Source organism: Marinomonas hwangdonensis (assembly GCF_003721245.1).
In the GTDB taxonomy this organism is placed as follows: domain Bacteria; phylum Pseudomonadota; class Gammaproteobacteria; order Pseudomonadales; family Marinomonadaceae; genus Marinomonas; species Marinomonas hwangdonensis.
The window spans coordinates 502,862-521,244 of the sequence record NZ_RIZG01000003.1 but is presented as its reverse complement, the minus strand read 5'-3'; the positions used below and the strand labels follow the sequence as shown (position 1 = coordinate 521,244).

Below are 18,383 nucleotides of genomic sequence, written 5' to 3'. Positions count from 1 at the left end.
AGCAACGAGATTACGCAGCTAGGATTTTCTCTGCTGTCGCAACCACTTTGTCTACCGTAAAGCCAAAGTGCTTCAGCAGGTCGCCACCCGGTGCAGACTCACCAAAGGTCGTCATGCCCACCATAGCGCCGTCAAAACCAACGTACTTGTACCAGTAATCTTCATGAGCCGCTTCGATGGCCACACGCTTCGTCACAGTACTTGGCAATACAGACGCTTTATAAGCCGCATCTTGCGCTTCAAACACGTTCGTTGATGGCATAGACACTACGCGCACTTTTTTCCCAGTCTCTGTAAGTGCCTTAGCAGACTCAATGGCCAGGCTCACTTCAGAACCGGTGGCGATCAGAATAAGGTCTGGTGTACCAGCGCAATCCTGTAACACATAACCGCCTTTCGCCACGTTCGCTAACTGCTCCGCATTGCGCGCTTGCGCTGGCAATCCTTGACGAGAGAAAACCAAAGACGTTGGGCCATCGCGTCGCTCAATCGCCGCTTTCCAAGCCACCGCTGTTTCCGCAGCATCACAGGGACGCCACACCGACATGTTTGGTGTCATACGCAGGTTAGCAAGCTGTTCTACTGGCTGGTGAGTTGGGCCGTCTTCCCCTTGACCAATCGAATCATGGGTGTAAACAAAAATGTTTTGAATGCCCATTAACGCCGACATACGTACTGCGTTACGCGCGTATTCCATAAACATCATGAAGGTTGCACCGTAGTTGATAAAACCACCATGCAAAGACGCACCGTTCATGATGCCACTCATACCAAATTCACGTACGCCGTAGTAAACATAGTTACCCGCTGGGTCGTCTTGAATGCCTTTCGAACCAGACCATAACGTCAAGTTAGAACCCGCAAGATCCGCAGAGCCGCCTAGTAATTCTGGCAACATAGCACCAAAGAAACCAATCGCATTTTGAGACGCTTTACGGCTGGCAATGCTCTCGCCTTTATCTTGGCTCTCTTGGATGAAAGCTTGCGTTTTCGCTTCGAAATCGGCCGGCAATTCGCCTTTCATCACGCGACGTTCAAACTCTGCCGCCAACTCTGGGTAAGCGGTTTTATAGGCTTCGAACTGAGCATTCCACTGAGTTTCACGTGCTGCCCCCGCTTCTTTTGCATCCCAGCCAGAGTAAATATCAGCAGGAATTTCAAAAGGAGCATAAGACCAACCCAAGAATTCACGGGCCGCCGCGATCTCGGCATCACCCAATGGCGCACCGTGACAGTCGTGGCTGCCAGATTTATTAGGCGATCCAAAACCAATAATCGTCTTGCAACAGATCAATGTTGGTTTAGTGGTTTCTGCTTTTGCAGCTTCAATTGCCGCTTTAATCGCTTCTGGATCGTGTCCATCTACGTCAGCAATAACGTGCCAGCCGTAAGCTTCAAAACGCTGTGGGGTATTGTCTGTAAACCAACCTTCAACATGACCGTCGATAGAAATACCGTTGTCATCCCAAAAAGCAACCAATTTACCTAAACCCAAGGTACCCGCTAGAGAAGATGCTTCGTGAGAAATACCTTCCATCAAGCAGCCATCACCCAGGAAGCAGTAAGTATTGTGATCAACGATGTTATGACCTTCACGGTTAAACTGTGCTGCTAGCGTTTTCTCAGCAATCGCCATACCTACCGCGTTACTGATACCCGCGCCCAATGGACCCGTTGTGGTTTCTACGCCATCGGTGTAACCGTATTCTGGATGACCAGGTGTTTTAGAATGCAGCTGACGGAATTGCTTTAACTCTTCGATTGGTAACTGATAACCAGACAAATGCAATAAAGAATAAATCAGCATAGAGCCATGGCCGTTAGACAACACGAAACGGTCGCGATCCACCCATTTTGAATTATTTGGGTTGTGCTTTAGAAAGTCATTCCATAGCACTTCAGCGATATCCGCCATACCCATTGGCGCACCTGGGTGGCCTGAGTTAGCTTTTTGTACGGCATCCATACTCAATGCACGTATGGCGTTAGCAAGTTGTTTACGAGACGGCATGGTTATTCCACTCCTGATAGCTTAACGAACAAAATAGAAAGGACATTCTCTACAGGATAGAGCCACCTTGCAATGCTGGCACCACCGTAACGCCCAAACATTGGGCAAAGAAAATGAAATCACATAAAAATCTGCCCCATCGTAACAAAAAAATCGCTCTTTGCCTCATTAAAATCCACAGATCGGGTTGATATTTAAACAGCTCTAGTTCATTATTCTCGCCACTAACAGCGTCGATTTGTTTCGGCTTGCGGACGCTATATAAATTCAGCTAAACAGAAGCAATATGACCTGTTTAGCTTTTTTTGAAATACAAACATTGCTAAGCGGGTTTTTTTATACCTATTTAGCGCTTATCCATCATTTTTGATAGAGGCACTAAACATGTCAGAATATTCTTTATTTACGTCAGAATCCGTTTCTGAAGGTCATCCAGATAAAATAGCGGACCAAGTTTCCGACGCCATCCTTGATGCCATCTTGGCAGAAGACCCAGAAGCACGTGTTGCCTGCGAAACCCTAGTAAAAACAGGTATGGTTTTAGTTGCTGGTGAAGTTCGTACTAACGCATGGGTCGACATTGAAGAAATCGCTCGTGGCGTTATTCGTGAAATCGGCTATAACAGCTCAGACATGGGTTTCGACTGGGAATCTTGCGCCGTAATGAACGCCATCGGTAAACAGTCTGCTGATATCGCTGTAGGTGTTGATGAAGCGGGCGAGCACGAACAAGGGGCTGGCGACCAAGGCTTGATGTTTGGTTTTGCGACTAACGAAACAGACGTATTAATGCCTGCGCCAATCACTTACGCACACCGTTTGGTTCAACGCCAAGCGGAAGTCCGTAAAAACGGCACGCTTGATTTTCTTCGTCCAGACGCAAAAAGCCAAGTTACCTTCCGCTACGACGACAACGGCAAGCCCTGTGCTATCGATGCCGTGGTTCTTTCAACACAACATAGCGCGTCGGTAAAACAAGCGGACCTTCGTGAAGCCGTTATGGAAGAGATTATCAAGCCAGTTCTTCCTGCTGAATGGTTATCGAAAGACACTAAATACTTCATCAACCCAACAGGCCAGTTCATCATTGGCGGCCCGGTTGGCGATTGTGGTCTAACTGGCCGTAAAATAATCGTTGATACTTACGGTGGCATGGCACGTCACGGCGGTGGTGCTTTCTCTGGTAAAGATCCATCCAAAGTTGACCGTTCTGCCGCTTACGCGGGTCGTTATGTCGCGAAAAACATCGTTGCCGCAGGCCTTGCTGATAAATGTGAGATTCAAATCTCTTACGCCATCGGTGTGGCTGAGCCAACCTCTATCAGTATCAATACCTTCGGTACCGGTAAAGTAAGCGACGCGGTGATTTCACAACTCGTTCGTGAACACTTTGAATTGCGTCCAGCCGGCTTAATCAAAATGCTCGATCTGAAGCGCCCAATTTATCTACCAACCGCGGCATACGGCCACTTCGGCCGTGAAGGGGAAAACTTCACTTGGGAAAAAACCGACAAAGCCGACGCATTACGCAAAGCCGCTGGTTTATAATTTTCTGATTTTCCGTTATAAAAGCCTTCTTATGTATTACTTTTCTAAAGAGACATACAAAGAAGGCTTTTTTTATGTCTCTTTTTAAACATTAGGAACCAAAAGACACGCATGCGTATTCCACGAATTTTTATCGACACAGAACTCAATGAGAATACCACTCTTACCTTGCCAGACTCAGCATTCCAGCATTTATGCAAGGTGCTGCGTCTAAAGTCAGAGCATCCTATTCGTGTGTTTAATGGCCGAGCGCTTAACGGTCAAGTCGGTCAATTTAACGCCACTCTGTGTGATGTCGAAAAACGTTCTGCTACCGTCCAGATTACCGACTTTGAAGCGTTAGATAATGAATCCCCGATTCAAGTCACCATAGGCCAAACCTTGTCCCGCGGCGAGCGCATGGACTATGCGATTCAAAAATCCGTCGAAACGGGGGTTTATGCCATACAGCCGCTTTTCAGTGAGCGCTGCGAGGTCAAATTACACGACAGCCGTGCAGAAAAACGTCAACAGCATTGGCAACAAGTAGCTATCAGCGCCGCAGAACAATGTGGACGTGCCGTAGTTCCAATCGTCTATCCTCCTCTGGAGTTAAAAGATTGGGTGGTGAATTGTAACGAAATGTTAAAATTCACCTTACACCACCACAGTGCAAAGCCCATTGGTCAGTTTGAACAACCAACCCATAACCGTATTGCCTTGTTAATCGGGCCAGAAGGCGGACTCGCAGAAAAAGAAGTGCAACTTGCTGAAAAATCAGGATTTAATGCGATTACATTAGGGCCTAGAGTACTGCGTACGGAAACCGCTCCGGTGGTCGCACTGAGCGTGATTAACGCATTATGGGGTGACATATAGCCATGCTAAGCTGGTAATCTGTCACCTTTAGAATTTGCCGATAAAAGGCTGATTTCTCACAGAAAGACAACATATCCAGTGATCTATTCGCTGTAATATTTAGACGTCGCATTTAAAGGAAAGTGGAACGCATGTTTTATCGAAAAAGTATGGTTTTCCTGCTTTGTACAGGAATATCTCTTCTCTCAACAGCGGTGCAAGCCATCACGCTGGAAGAAGCCACTTACATCGCCATCGAAAATAGTCCCACCGTTCGGCAGGCGATTGGACAATATCGAGAAAACAAAGAGAACACAGAGCTGGCGCGCCGCACTGGTTATTATCCTAGCGTCGACCTGTCTGCAGGACTTGGCCAAGAAACCACATACGGAGACAGTTCAGCCGACACCACCCTTGCTCGCCGTGAATTAACACTCTCTCTGACACAGCCTATTTTTAGAGGCTTTGCCAATGAAAGCGAAGTGGAACGTTTATACAGCGAGACAGAAGCAAGTCGCTGGAATGCACTTATCTCCGTTGAAAATACCGCTCTTGACGTGGCCCAAGTATTCGCTAACGTCTTAAGATACCGTGAGCTGGTGGGTTTAGCCGAACGCAATTTAGATACTCACGAGCGTATTTACGGGCAAATTAAATTAAAAACAGACTCGGGGCTTGGGGCGCAATCTGATCTTAGTCAAATATCGGCTCGGCTTGCAAAGGCAAACGCCAATCATTTGGCGGCGGTAAACAACTTAAGAGACGCAGAAAGTAACTTTCTTAATATCGTGGGCGAACTACCACCTAAGAACATGATTTATCCGGTTCCCGATAGAGCCCTTTTGCCTCAAAACCTAGAAATGGCCATTCGTGAATCATTAGAAAAAAACCCTGCCATCGAGGGCGCGTACTGGGATGTGTCTGCCACTAAAAGTCTTGAAAAAATCGCTGACTCAGGCAAATACCCAACCGTTAACTTCACTCTTGAACGTACTTGGAACAACAATTTAGACGGCACAGAAGGTCCGAGTGAAGATCTTTTGGCCATGGTTCGCCTCAACTACAATCTATACAGCGGTGGCTCTCAGCAGCGTCAAAAAGCTGTCGCAGTCCAACAAAGCGTTCAAGCTTCAGAAATACGTCGTAAGACCATTCGAGATACTGAGCTCACTGTTCGTCTAGCTTGGGCAGCTTTTGAAGCCACAACAGGTCAAAAGAACTACATTCGACAACATGTTATCGCTACAAAAGAGTCTCAAGTCGCTTACGAAAAACAGTTTCGACTTGGCCGCCGTACCCTACTCGACGTCTTGGACAGTGAGAATGAACTCTTCCAAGCTCGCCAAGACTACGTCAATGCAGACTATGACGGTTTGTTCTCAGAGTTTCGCTTGTTCAACGCGAAGGGTGAGTTAATGCGAGCTTTTCGTATTTATCGACCACAACTGCTGGGGTTCAATGATGAGTTCGAAACTCCAGTCACCGCACCTGAAACGAGCCCAAGTGCGACGCAAGAACTAGAAAACGCGGAGCGCGCTCTGGAAAATACCTTGCAACCTCCCCAAGGCAATACGTTAGACTCGTCTACATCGGCTCCTACCACTCCGGCAAACGGTCGCTCTACTATACAGGAAGACGAACTCTTCCTAGAAGCGGATGAAAGTACGGGGAGTTGGTAATTACTGGCACCTTGTGGGTATGTCGTCGTACTTTTTTGTACGATGACATACCAAGCACCACTGTTTTTTCTTCTCAGCGCCCCCATATTTCTATAGCATCAACAAGAATAATTGACGACTAACGCGCTTACTTTCGCTTCAGGATTACCTATGACCATCAAACTCGGCATTGTTATGGACCCCATCGCCTCCATAAATTACAAAAAAGACACGTCTTTAGCTATGTTGTGGGCTGCGGCCGATAAAGGCTGGCAACTTATCTACATGGAACAAAAAGATTTATTTTTAGACAATGGTAAAGCCTATGCCATGGTTCGACCGCTAACCGTCTATAAAGACCCTAGTCATTTTTATGATTTAGGCGAAGAATTCAAAATGGCATTGGGTGAATTAGATGTGATTCTAATGCGTAAAGACCCACCATTTGACAGTGAGTTCGTATACAGCACCATGATCCTTGAACAAGCGCAAAAAGAAGGCGCTCTCGTGGTGAATGATCCAAAAAGTCTGCGTGACTGCAACGAAAAACTGTTTGCGACTCAGTTTCCACAATGTTGCCCGCCTGTTTTAGTTACCCGACGTGCCGATTTATTGAAACGCTTCCACAAAGAACATGGTGATGTGATCTTTAAACCTCTGGACGGCATGGGCGGAAGCTCGATTTTCCGCATCAAACCGGATGACTCCAACATCAGTGTGATTATTGAAACGCTTACCAACATGGGGGTGGAACAAATAATGGCACAAAAATACATCCCTGAAATCAAAGATGGTGACAAACGCATACTGGTGGTCAATGGTGAACCCATCCCCTTCGCATTAGCGCGTATCCCCTCATCAGGGGAAACACGAGGTAACTTGGCGGCAGGTGGACGCGGAGAAGGTAGACCATTAACAGAGCGTGATTATTGGATTTGTGAGCAAGTCATTCCCTCCCTCAAAGAAAAAGGCCTCATGTTTGTCGGCTTGGATGTCATCGGTGATTATCTCACTGAAATCAATGTTACCAGCCCTACGTGTGTGCGTGAGCTGGACACTCAATTTGATCTTAATATCGCCATGACACTGATTGAAGCCATCGAAAAGCGTCTTCAGTAACATCACATGCGAGTAATCGATAAATTTTCCGTCGCGCTTTTCATCGCCATTAGCTTTCATGTGCTAATGGTGATGGTGATCGGCTTTGATTTTGAATTAGCCTCCCCCAAGCCCAACACGCTTGAAGTGACCTTAGTTCAGCATACCTCACAAGCTCCTGACGAAGCCGATTTTATTGCGCAGGCAAACCAAGAAGCCAGTGGCACAGAGCTGCGTAAGCAAAAGCTCACCACGACGGAAAATGCTCGCTTCCTGTCAGACACCATTCAAGACATTTCTCCACCGGTTCAGCCTCAACTCGCGTCCGCTGAACCGATTGACGAACCCAGTTTATTGGCTACCAAAAATCAACAAGCCGTATTTGAAATCCTCGACGAATCGGAACAAGAGCCAAAAACGTTGGAAGAGCAGTTTAGGGGGGAAACGCAAATTCCCAGTCATCTTTCGAATGATATAGCGACTCTAGAAGCGCTGTTGGACCAGCAGCGTCAAGCCTATGCGAAGCGCCCAAGAATTCGTCGCCTTACCTCAGTGTCAGCAAAAGCCGCCATTGATGCACAATACCTAGACGATTGGCGACGCAGAGTAGAGCGTATCGGTAATGTACATTATCCAGAAGAAGCAAAACGAAACCAACTCTACGGACAACTGCGCTTAGCCGTCAGTATCCTACCCAATGGCCAAGTCGACGATATTGAAGTGTTGCAGTCTTCTGGAGTTAGAGTTTTAGATGATGCGGCAATGCGAATCGTGCGCTTAGCAGAGCCTTTTCAGGCTTTCCCCGTAGAGCTCAAGAAGGAAGTGGACAAATTGGAAATCATTCGGACTTGGAGATTCGTGCCGGGCAATCAGCTACAAAGCCAATAAAAAGCCCTCACTAAGGAGGGCTGGTTATGTGTTCAGTGATTCAATACTCTGGTCAGTCAAATTGACCATCGCCCATCGCCAAACGTATTTTTTTCATCGCGTTCTTTTCAAGCTGTCGAATACGCTCTGCAGAAACGCCGTATTCGTCTGCCAATTCGTGTAAGGTCGACTTGGCATCAGACAACCAACGTTGAACCAGAATGTTTCGGCTACGTTCATCCAAATCAGACATGGCCATCTCAAGACGCTGATTGGAGTCTTCTTCCCAATTACCATTCTCAAGCAAGGTAGCAGGGTCTGAACGATGATCTTCTAAATACTGTGAAGGGGCTTGGAAGGCACTGTCATCATCGTCATCTGCAGACGCATCAAATGCCATATCAGAAGAACTCAAACGACCTTCCATCTGACGAACCACATCGGGCGTTACCCCTAAATCACTCGCTACTGACTCAACTTCAGAGTGACTGAACCAAGACAGAGATTTCTTAGCACTGCGTAAATTAAAGAACATTTTACGCTGCGCTTTTGTTGTCGCGATTTTCACAATGCGCCAGTTTTTCAATATAAATTCGTGAATCTCGGCTTTGATCCAATGCACAGCAAATGACACCAGACGAACGCCAACTTCCGGATTGAAGCGTTTAACCGCCTTCATCAGGCCCACGTTACCTTCTTGAATCAAGTCGCCTTGTGCTAATCCGTAGCCGGAATAACTTTTTGCAATATGCACAACAAATCTTAGGTGCGACATAACCAAGGTTCGCGCTGCCTCAAGATCTTCTTGATAATAAAGACGCTCAGCCAAGGCTTTTTCTTCGTCGGCTGTTAAAATTGGAATTCTGCTAACGGTTTGTATGTATGTTTCTAGGTTTTGACCTGGAATCATCATGTCCGTCGGCTGGAGAGCTTTACCCATCTCTATTTCCACCTTTTTAGTTGTTCATACCCTGTATGACAAAATATTACCAAGTAAATTCTGCATGTGTGTGACAAGATTGTGAATAAATCATGGCATCATCTTAGTATTGATGTTTGCCTTTCTTTGTCACTGCAGTTCAATGTTTGCAATATGTCGGTTAACCGCAATCCACGCGCCAACAACACCAACAAATGCGCTAATAGTTAAACATAAAACAATCTCATCTGCATTAAAAGTCTGCAGCTGAAAACCGCTTTGATAAAGCTCAATCAAGCGTTCAGCGGGAGCACTTACCCACCAGCTCAACAGCAAAATACACAGGCTAGCAAAAAGCCCTCCTAAAACGCCAAACCAAAAGCCCATGTATAAAAACGGCCGACGTATGTAGGCATCCGTTGCTCCCACCAACTTCATTACTAACACTTCATTACGACGACTCTCAACGGCCATGCGTATGGTATTACCGACAATCAGAAAAACCGCAATCACCAACAAGACCGATAAGGCATACACAAAGCGTTGACCAAAGCTCAGTATATTGGCCAGTCGTTGCAACCACTGTGCATCAAGTTCAGCGTATTCCACTTCTTCTTGGGTCGCCAGTTGATCACGCAATGTTTGCAAACTTGGCAGTGTTGCCACGTCAACAGACTGCGTGGGTATCACACGCAACACAATAGGCAAGGGGTTTTCCAATAAAGATGACATGATTTGTTCGTAACCGCTAGAACGCTCAAAATACCTCAGCCCTTCTTCTTTAGAGATATACTCAACTGAGGCCACGTCGGCCAGCGCAGATAAACGATGGGACAATGCCAACGCTTGCGTATCTTCTAATTGAGGAAAAAGGTACAGGGTAATGACCGACTGCTGTTCCCATTGATCTGTTACCGACTGCACATTTTTCAGTAGTACATACAAACCACCGGGTAAAGACAAGGCAATCGCGATCACCATAATCGTCATCATACTGGCCAATGGGTAGCCCAATAGCCGCAAAAAGCTTTCGGTCAAGGTCGCTTGGTGCTGTCGAAAATACTGGCTTAAATTAAAAGACGAGCGCGACGACCAAGCGTTTTGCGTCGCTTTAATCGATTCTCTTGTCGCACCACGACGGTTTGGCTTCTGTGCCATTTAGCCAAACCCTCCATCGTTCACCATGCGCCCTTGGCTTAATGTCAATACACGATGACGCATGCGGGCCACCAGCCCCAAATCATGGCTCGCTACTAATACGGTGACACCAACTCGATTAAACTCTTGGAAAAGGTTCATGATTTCTGCGGATAGTTTCGGGTCTAAATTGCCCGTTGGCTCATCGGCTAACAGCAGTTGCGGCTTATTTACTACCGCTCTTGCAATGCCCACACGCTGCTGCTCACCACCTGACAATGCCATGGGGTAGTATTTTTCTTTGTCTAGCAAACCGACTTTATCCAAGGCAGCACGCACTCGTTTAGCGATCTGCAAAGGGTCCGCTCCGCTTACTTGCAGCGGTAAAGCCACGTTATGAAAGACGCTGCGGTCTAATAATAGTTGGTGGTTTTGAAATACCACGCCCACTCGACGCCGGTGAAAAGGAATAGCGCGACGCCCCATGGTACGAAGATCCACACCATCAATCAAAATTTGTCCCGAGGTCTGACGCTCAATCATCATCATCAGCTTCATCAGGGTACTTTTTCCTGCACCTGAGTGCCCAGTTAAAAAAGCCATCTCGCCTCTGCGCAAGTGAAAGCTCACCTGCGATAAAGCGTCTTGACCGCTTTCATACTTTTTCCCCACGCGCTGAAATTCGATATCCACGTTAAGCTACTATCCTTAAATTAAAAAGAAGACCTCGTCATCTTATTCTTGTTATTCTTGATCAAACAGTGCATCCACAAATTCTTTTGCAATGAAAGGACGCAAGTCTTCCGCTTGCTCCCCCACACCAATGTAGCGGATGGGCAACCCAAACTGTTTCGCAATCGCAAAAATAATACCGCCTTTTGCCGTACCATCAAGCTTAGTTAACGTAATGCCACTCACACCCACCGCTTCTGAAAACAGTTTCGCTTGGCTGATGGCATTTTGTCCCGTGCCTGCATCCAGCACCAACATAACCTCATGAGGCGCATTCTCGTCGAGTTTTTTCATCACTCGAACCACTTTGGCCAATTCATTCATCAGGTTTGCTTTATTTTGTAGGCGCCCTGCCGTATCTGCGATGACAATATCGATGCCTTTCGCCTTTGCCGACTCTATCGCATCGTAAATAACCGAGGCGGAATCGGCTCCCGTATGCTGGGCCACCACAGGAACATTGTTTCGTTCACCCCATACTTGCAACTGCTCAACCGCCGCGGCACGGAAGGTATCGCCTGCTGCCAACATAACACTTTTCCCTTCGGCCTGATATTTTTTCGCTAACTTGCCAATGGTCGTTGTTTTGCCCACGCCATTGACACCAACCATTAAGATAACAAAAGGACCATCCTGACTGACGGGTTCCAACACACGCTGCGACTGTTCTAGAATCGCTTCCATGTCTGCTTTTAAATGCGTAAGTAATGCCGTTGAGTCTTTTAATTCTTTGCGATTAAGCCTCTCAGTCAACCCGTTAATTAAGGTCTGAGTTGCGTCAATACCTACGTCAGCCATTAGAAGCTGCGTTTCTAATTCTTCTAATAAGTCACCGTCAACCTTTTTCTGCCCACCAATAACTGCGGACAAACCACCACCTAAGCCACTTCGTGTGCGAGATAAACCGGATTTAATACGCTGCGTCCAAGACAAGGCCGCTGGTTTCGATTCCAACACACTGTCTTTCTCTTTTGTTTCGGCCGCTGGTGCAAGATCAAGCTGCGACCTTGACTGAAGAGGTGCATCATCGCTGGTATCGAGTGTTTCTCGGTTCGCTTCTGTGTCTCGTTGTTTGGCCGCAGCGATGTCCGCGTTCATTTTATTAACAAAGCGACGACGTATCACAAACGCGATGACAGCCAACAGTGTACCTATAATAACGGGCACGTAACGAGCAAACTCACCAAGATACGGTGTAAAAAAAACAACTATTTGGTTCACAACTTCCATTAAATCGGTCTCTTTATTTTGACAGCTGAAAATAGCAGCAGTAAACAACCCTTCGCAACAGTAAAATACTGTTCGCAACCAGTGAAATACCACGCCGAAACACAACGCCCCGTAGATGGACACTTGTACCAGATTATTTTACCATCATTCTCGTTGACAAACAGGCTTACATTTCTCTAAACATCTCACCTAACACAGCCCAAGGTTCATTATGCCGGATGCCAGTAAACCCCTTTTTAGTCGACCGGCTTTAGCCGCTGTGATGTTGTTGTCAACGTTGGCTATTTGGTTGTTGAATTTAACCGCGCCCAGCACTAAATTGCCCACGCCAATCATCAAGACCTGGTCTACCGAATCCGGTATCCCAGTGACTTGGCTCTCTCAATCGCAATGGGAAAACAGCAACAAACTGGAAATACGTCTTGTATTTAATGCAGAGTATTCAAACCCTGCGATCATTCGAGCCACATTGGATATGTTATTGGGTGACTCTTTGCCGCTGAGCACAGCCTCAATTAATCAAAGATTTTCTCCCCTAGCCGCCCGTGCGCTCAGTCATTACGATACGGATAATCAGATTATCGGCGTTACTATGAACAGCGAACCCGATTACCTCATACCCAGTTTGTCCCTCATGACTCGCTGGCTGCAGACGCCCGACTTTAAACCTCGCTCGTTTGATCAATGGCAGCGACAACAGCAAACCGCCCTCTCGGCCCCACAGTCATCGTGGCAGCCTTTTTCTGCCAAACCGGTGGCCGATTTTTCTGACCTGTCACTTGATCAAATGAAAGACTATTACCAAAGTTTAAAAAACGCGGCTGCGAGCATCATTATTATTGGCCATATGACATCCGAATCAGAAGAGAGAATAACCCGCGCGCTCAATACCATTAGCCAGGATTATCGTCGGTCGCCACCAAATCCCCCTATCATGCAAAGCGAGACGATGAACCCAAACAATCAGATCGTCAGACCAGCCTCTACCATGGGCGCGCCTTGGCAAAGTCAAAGCGCTGTTGAGCTTAAGCCCATCTCTTCCGTCGAGGAATGGTTAAGCCTACAGATTTGGGGAACCGACTTAGTCGCCACGCTAAATCAACAAGCTCATATTGACTTTGTGCAACTGGCGCTGAACCTTTCTGTGCAACCGCCTTGGGTCTGGTGGCAAACGCAATATCGCAATACGCTCACTTTAGAGCCAAACACCATTCAAGAAGCGAACTCAGAAGCAAGCATGAAGTCACTTGCGTTACTGGAACCACTGCCTTCAACACGAGATCCAGAGCATTTTCAAGCGCTCATGGATGCGTTTAAAGCGCAGTTAGAACAACAAACACTTTCACCCACTTGGTGGAGCGACATAGCCACTCAAGTGACCCATGAAGGCGGCGCACTCACACTGGAAAACTTCGCGGCCGACTATCAAGACGCCATCACTCGCTTTACTATCGAGGACTATCAGAGCGCCCTAGAAACGCTACTAAAGCCCTCTTCCTATCAAGAGATTCAGGTCTACCAATGAAGAAAAATGCCCAACATACCCCTTTGAAAAACAGCAAGCCAAAAGCGTCTAAAGTACGCATCATTGCGGGAGAGTGGCGCTCCCGTCAATTGCCTATTCCCAATGTAGAGGGCCTGCGCCCGACCCCAGACAGAGTCAGAGAAACGCTGTTCAACTGGATTAATCATCATATTCCAGGTGCTCGATGTGGCGATTTCTTTTGCGGTTCTGGCGCGCTCGGCTTAGAAGCACTCTCTCGAGGAGCGGAACACGTTACCTTTGTTGATAATTCCCGAGTCGTGTCGCAACAAATGACAGCAAACCTTGCCACCCTAGGCTCAACCAACGCGGACGTGATCGCCCAAAACACAGCAACTTATCTTGACGAAACGCCCCCTCGGCCCATGGATATTATTTTTCTTGATCCACCGTTTCGTAAGGGGTGGTTAAATCAAATAGTGCCATTACTCGAGAAAGGCTGGCTAGCCGAGCGTGCACTTGTTTATATCGAAATGGAAAAAGAAGCCGCCTTACCTGCGCTGCCGCCACACTGGACGCTCGCTAAAGAAAAAGTTGCAGGACAACTCGTCTATCGTTTGTTTGAGATAGCCCCTTAAACATGAGCAAAGCAACAACAGCGCCACCGTCAATGTGCACGGTGGCGCTCCAAAATGAAGCAGAGTCATTTTCCTCGTCACACCGCCGCACCAGAAAGTGACTTTGTTTAGGTTATGACTAGCCTAAGCAGGCTGATATACAAGCTTAGAAGATATTTTCCATCTCACCTATAGCGCAATGACAGAACACATACTAGGATTAGCTTATGTCGCTTTGTGTTTTGAGCACGATATTTGCAGTTACCCCCTATCTCAACCGCAATTCGCTCAACAGACAGGCGCCCCCTTCACCTACATGGGATAATTTATGCTTACCAATATACCTTTTAAATTGAAATTAATGCTGCTGCTCATCACTGCAGTGCTAGGGTTTATTATAGTCACTTTCGTGGCAATGGAAGGGTTGTCGTCACAAAAAAATGCCAGTAACGACTTGCGTACCTTGTCTAAAATCCAAGCATCAAACGATGCTTTAGTTATTAACATGCTCGAAATGGCTGATAATAGTCGCTCTCTTAACGTACAAGACTACGAACAATATTTAGATTCCTCTAAAGAAAAGATCAAAGAAAACAATGACATTATAAAACTCAACATTACAAGGGCAGTCAGCCAAGACCTAAAGCAAACCTTACAGAACAGTTTGATTGAAATAAACGAATACAGCCAAGCACTCCTGTCATTGGTCGAGCAGCGCTACATTATTGGTTTTGATTCTTCTTCTGGATTGCGTGGCAGCGTAGATCAAATGGGCAGTGAAATAAGCGCCGATATAAATAAACTCACTCTTTTAAAACGCGAATTCACCAACGTACGAAAAGCCGAAGCAGGTTATTTATCCGACCCCACAGAGAGCAACTTAGCAGAGTTTACAACTAGCTTCGAAAGTTTTGATAAACGCGTTGTAAATTTTGGTTTTCAAGACACTCATGGAGTAAAGGCCTATGCGTATCGCGATGCCATAGTGCAATACGGCTCAGCGTTCATCTCGTTAGATCAAGCAGAAAAAACTTTTATCGCTCAAAAAAATCAGTTCAATGACAGCCAATACCAGGCACACCAACTCATTGAAACGCAACTCGCAGAAGCTGAAAAAGCCGCTGAGAACAGTTCCAATCGAGCCAGTGCCACTTTGCTCGCTGTCAGTATCTCTATCATTGTTTTTGCCTCCCTATTAATGTTTGCCATCGGCCGCAATGTCAATCTGACACTTCAAGGAATCATTACTGACTTAAACAAGGTCAAACAGGGAGACATGTCTTCAAAAGCTCCTGTCAATACAAGGCGCCATGACGAATTTGATCAGCTAAGCGAGTCATTGAATCAGATGACAACAGGCTTAGGCGACGTACTAAAAGACGTGGTCTCCACCACCGACCATGTCAGCGCAATGTCAACAGATTTGAACAATACAATTGGCAGCATCGCCAGTAGCAATCACTTAGTCAATCAACGCACTCACTCTTTGGCGACCGCCACAGACGAGATTTCTAGTCGTCTTACCGAACTGTCAAACACCACCAACACACTTAGGTCACAATCAAGCGATACTTATCAATCCGCCAAATCAGGGGCCGACACTATTAAAAACGTGCTCAGTAGCATCAGTGACACTGTTACTATTGTGAAGACAACCAGTCATCAACTCAACGAGCTTGGCCGCCTGTCCAAAAATATCGACAACGTCATAGCCATGATCAATGACCTTGCCAGTCAAACCAATTTACTGGCTTTAAACGCCGCTATTGAGGCAGCGCGCGCCGGTGAAGCCGGACGTGGCTTTTCCGTTGTCGCTGACGAAGTCCGCGCATTAGCAGAAAAAACTGTCGACGCTACCTCTAAAATCACAGACATAGTCAACACCATTCAGCAGTCGACTCAAACAGCCATTAGCACCATGGAAAGCGGTCAGGATAATCTCAAAATAATTGGCGATAATGGCAGCAAAGCAGAAGAAGCCATGCGGGATATAGAACACAATGCCATGACAGGTTCCCATTCTACCGATTCGATGGCCGTTGCCATTCAAGACGTCGCGAGTACCGCTTTGCAAATGAGCAAGGAGATGGAACAAATTGCCCAACAATTAAACCAAGACACTGGCTCTATTGACGTTTTGGCCGATAAAACGAAACAAATCCAGCGGCTTTCCACACAACTTGCGGGCAAAACCAAAGTATTTACCCTGCCATAACACATAGGAAAAAAACGATAGAGTGAGATATACACTCATGCCCTCAGGCGCAACCATTCGCCGGAGGGCGTTTTCTCTTGTCAGCTCTTGATGACACTAGACGCAAACGCTAGACTGTATGACATCATTTAGCCATGAATCTTCCCAAACCACTTCACGGGAACTCAAGCACTTTCTTTTAGGGCTTTACTTTAGGATAAAAACGAATCTATGCCGGACGTCATCCCAGCCGACTCTGTGGGCATTGTTACGCCACAGATTGCGCAATTCGACACACCGTTGGCACTGTCCTGCGGACAAACCTTGTCATCCTATCAACTGATTTATGAGACCTACGGCACCCTTAATAAAGAGGCCTCAAATGCTATCCTAATTTGTCATGCACTCAGCGGCGACCATCACGCGGCAGGTTACCACGCCATGACAGACACCAAACCGGGTTGGTGGGATACTGCGATTGGACCTGGTAAAGCCATCGATACTAATCAGTTTTATGTTGTCGCGCTCAATAACCTAGGTGGTTGCTGTGGTTCAACCGGCCCCACCAGCATCAACCCCGCTACAGGACAGCGTTGGGAAGCTAGCTTTCCCATTGTGACCGTAGAAGACTGGGTAGAAAGTCAGGCACGTTTAGCCGATTTACTCGGCATTCAAACCTTTGCCGCGATCGTAGGTGGCAGCCTTGGTGGCATGCAGGTACTAGAATGGAGTGTTCGTTTTCCAAGCCGCTTAAAATCCGCGGTGATCGTCGCTTCTGCACCCAAACTGTCGACACAGAACATCGCCTTTAACGAAGTCGCACGTCAATCCATTCGTCGTGATCCTGACTTTTTTGACGGAAATTATATAGAAAATAATTCCGTTCCAACCAACGGCCTTGGTTTGGCGCGCATGTTAGGTCACATTACCTATTTATCAGACGATGCCATGGGCGCCAAATTTGGTCGTCAAATGCGTCACGATAGCTATCAGTACAATTACGGTATTGAGTTTGAAGTAGAAAGCTACCTGCGCTATCAAGGCGAAGCCTTCACCAAACGCTTTGATGCCAACACTTACATGTTGATGACCAAAGCGTTGGATTATTTTGATCCAGCCTCACAAACCGGTGGCGACCTTTCTGCTGTGTTGAGTCGCGCGCAATGCGAATTCCTTCTGGTTTCCTTCACCACCGACTGGCGGTTCTCCCCTGAGCGCAGTGAGGAAATCGTCAATGCTCTGGTCAAAGCAGGCAAGCAGGTCTCGTATGCAAAAATCGAAGCCGCCGAAGGTCACGATGCCTTTTTGTTCCCGATTCCACGCTATATGTCTGTGTTAAACACGTTTTTAACCCGGGTTGCCAATCGCTTAACCACGGAGGTCAAATAATGCGCTCTGATTTAGAAATCATCGATGAATGGGTTCAGCCCAATATTCGAGTGCTGGACTTGGCTTGTGGTCCCGGCGAATTGCTCCACCATCTGATTAAAAATAAACAGGTAAACGGCTATGGTTTGGAAATAGGCCATGACGACTTAAACACCTGTATCGAAAAAGGCATTCCAGTCTTAGAGCAAAACATCGACGAAGGCTTACAGAACTTTGATGACCAAAGCTTTGACTTAGTCTTGATGACTCATGCCTTACAACAATTCCGTCGCCCCGACTTATTGATCGACGAAATGCTGCGCATCGGCAAAGAATGCATTATCACTTTTCCGAACTTCGGACACTGGCGCAGCCGTTTGCATTTGGCGTTAAAAGGTAGAATGCCAGTATCTGATTTCTTACCATACAATTGGTACGATACACCCAACATTCACTTTTTCACCTTTCAAGACTTTGAACGTTTATGTCGTGAAAAAAACATCAAAATCCTGCGTTGGGCTGCCGTAGACGGCCAATTAAAAGATCATTGGTGGATTCGCTCTATGCCGAACTTGTTCAGTGAAACGGCTATTTTCCACATCAGCCGTTGAGTCTCGGTCAGTTGCATAAATAGAATGACCAACAAGGCGGCGCATCAGCCGCCTTTGTTTTAGAACATGAAGG

15 protein-coding genes are annotated in these 18,383 nt (G+C 46.7%); 10 read left to right on the top strand and 5 right to left on the bottom strand.

Features of this window, described 5'->3' with window-relative positions:
* Nucleotides 1–10 precede the first annotated feature (10 nt).
* Nucleotides 11–2,011: a transketolase gene (gene tkt, locus EBI00_RS07895; RefSeq protein ID WP_123095367.1), complete on the bottom strand. Its 2,001-nt coding sequence runs from the start codon at nt 2,009–2,011 to the stop codon at nt 11–13.
* Between the two features lie 384 nt (nt 2,012–2,395).
* Between tkt and metK the strand changes: the two genes are divergently transcribed.
* From metK to EBI00_RS07870, 5 genes are all read left to right on the top strand, one after another.
* The gene (gene metK / locus EBI00_RS07890; RefSeq protein WP_123095366.1) at nt 2,396–3,559 is read left to right on the top strand and encodes a methionine adenosyltransferase; all 1,164 of its coding nucleotides are present in this window, start codon (nt 2,396–2,398) and stop codon (nt 3,557–3,559) included.
* A gap of 111 nt (nt 3,560–3,670) precedes the next feature.
* On the top strand, nt 3,671–4,417 hold the full coding sequence (locus tag EBI00_RS07885; protein ID WP_123095365.1) for a 16S rRNA (uracil(1498)-N(3))-methyltransferase: 747 nt from the start codon (nt 3,671–3,673) through the stop codon (nt 4,415–4,417).
* A 131-nt stretch (nt 4,418–4,548) separates the two neighbouring features.
* Nucleotides 4,549–6,075 carry a TolC family outer membrane protein gene (locus tag EBI00_RS07880; protein ID WP_123095364.1) on the top strand — a complete coding sequence of 509 codons (1,527 nt, stop codon included), beginning with the start codon at nt 4,549–4,551 and terminating at the stop codon, nt 6,073–6,075.
* 150 nt (nt 6,076–6,225) lie between these two features.
* Nucleotides 6,226–7,173, top strand: coding sequence for a glutathione synthase (gshB, locus tag EBI00_RS07875; protein WP_123095363.1), 948 nt, complete (start codon nt 6,226–6,228; stop codon nt 7,171–7,173).
* Between the two features lie 6 nt (nt 7,174–7,179).
* Nucleotides 7,180–8,040, top strand: coding sequence for an energy transducer TonB (locus EBI00_RS07870; RefSeq protein WP_123095362.1), 861 nt, complete (start codon nt 7,180–7,182; stop codon nt 8,038–8,040).
* A gap of 52 nt (nt 8,041–8,092) precedes the next feature.
* Here the strand turns inward: EBI00_RS07870 and rpoH are convergent, their stop codons facing one another.
* From rpoH to ftsY, 4 genes are all read right to left on the bottom strand, one after another.
* On the bottom strand, nt 8,093–8,959 hold the full coding sequence (rpoH, locus tag EBI00_RS07865) for an RNA polymerase sigma factor RpoH (RefSeq protein WP_123095361.1): 867 nt from the start codon (nt 8,957–8,959) through the stop codon (nt 8,093–8,095).
* Nucleotides 8,960–9,088: 129 nt separating this feature from the next.
* Nucleotides 9,089–10,096, bottom strand: a complete 1,008-nt coding sequence (gene ftsX, locus EBI00_RS07860) for a permease-like cell division protein FtsX (RefSeq protein WP_123095360.1) — start codon at nt 10,094–10,096, stop codon at nt 9,089–9,091.
* Nucleotides 10,097–10,768 carry a cell division ATP-binding protein FtsE gene (gene ftsE / locus EBI00_RS07855; protein ID WP_123095359.1) on the bottom strand — a complete coding sequence of 224 codons (672 nt, stop codon included), beginning with the start codon at nt 10,766–10,768 and terminating at the stop codon, nt 10,097–10,099.
* 51 nt (nt 10,769–10,819) lie between these two features.
* Complete coding sequence (gene ftsY, locus EBI00_RS07850) at nt 10,820–12,037, bottom strand: signal recognition particle-docking protein FtsY (protein ID WP_123095358.1); 1,218 nt, start codon at nt 12,035–12,037, stop codon at nt 10,820–10,822.
* Nucleotides 12,038–12,248: 211 nt separating this feature from the next.
* Here ftsY and EBI00_RS07845 point away from each other — a divergent pair, with 211 nt between their 5' ends.
* From EBI00_RS07845 to metW, 5 genes are all read left to right on the top strand, one after another.
* Nucleotides 12,249–13,562 (top strand): insulinase family protein, encoded by a 1,314-nt coding sequence (locus tag EBI00_RS07845; RefSeq protein ID WP_123095357.1) that lies wholly within the window; start codon nt 12,249–12,251, stop codon nt 13,560–13,562.
* The gene (rsmD, locus tag EBI00_RS07840) at nt 13,559–14,158 is read left to right on the top strand and encodes a 16S rRNA (guanine(966)-N(2))-methyltransferase RsmD (RefSeq protein ID WP_123095356.1); all 600 of its coding nucleotides are present in this window, start codon (nt 13,559–13,561) and stop codon (nt 14,156–14,158) included. The genes EBI00_RS07845 and rsmD overlap by 4 nt, the downstream gene beginning before the upstream one ends.
* A gap of 307 nt (nt 14,159–14,465) precedes the next feature.
* A complete protein-coding gene (locus EBI00_RS07835; protein WP_123095355.1) occupies nt 14,466–16,352 on the top strand; it encodes a methyl-accepting chemotaxis protein in 1,887 nt (628 codons plus the stop codon).
* Between the two features lie 210 nt (nt 16,353–16,562).
* The gene (gene metX, locus EBI00_RS07830; protein ID WP_123095354.1) at nt 16,563–17,720 is read left to right on the top strand and encodes a homoserine O-succinyltransferase MetX; all 1,158 of its coding nucleotides are present in this window, start codon (nt 16,563–16,565) and stop codon (nt 17,718–17,720) included.
* Entirely contained in the window at nt 17,720–18,310 is a 591-nt protein-coding gene (gene metW, locus EBI00_RS07825) for a methionine biosynthesis protein MetW (protein WP_123095353.1), read from the top strand. Before metX ends, metW begins: the two co-directional genes overlap by 1 nt.
* Nucleotides 18,311–18,383 lie beyond the last annotated feature (73 nt).